At 69.0% G+C, this 506-nt stretch carries 1 protein-coding gene; it reads right to left on the reverse strand.

Annotation, left to right across the window (positions count from 1 at the left end; all coding sequences use genetic code 11):
* On the reverse strand, positions 1 to 506 hold a 506-nt coding region (locus tag ACZ6S8_RS39715), incomplete at both ends, for a hypothetical protein (protein ID WP_469463295.1).

A 506-nucleotide genomic window follows, 5' to 3' on the forward strand; every position in this document is an offset into this window, starting at 1 on the left:
TCTGCGGGTATCGCGCGGAACGGAACCGGTCCTGTTGCGCGGCAATGCCCGCCAGCCAGCTGGTGGCGCCAGCGCCGGACGCGTAGCTCACTTCGGCAAATCCGGTCTGATGGGTGTCGTTGTCCTGTTCAGGGCCATACCCGTGGTCGTGATCGGTGGACATGGCCGATGCACGTAGCTGCAGGCGGTCGCTCTCGCGCACCGGAACATCGAGCACGACGCCAGCGTCAACGCGCTCCGTGCGCTGTGTTAGAGCGAAGGGCTGCCCATCGGGCGCCAGCTGACCGGGCAGCGTCCCGCCCAGCCGACTCTCGCGCATTGCGCCTGCCGTCAGCAGCGCACGCGCTCCATCGTCCGATTCCCAGAACAGACGCGGCCGAACCGTGGCTCGCTCGTAGCCGGGGATGTCAGCCCAGCCGTCTCCGTCCAGGTCCTGGCGGTCCTGGCGATGGTAGCCACCCACCACCGACAGGCCCCAGTGCTCGGCCAGCGGCCCGGCTGCGTAG

The organism is Streptomyces sp. NPDC048461 (assembly GCF_055587105.1).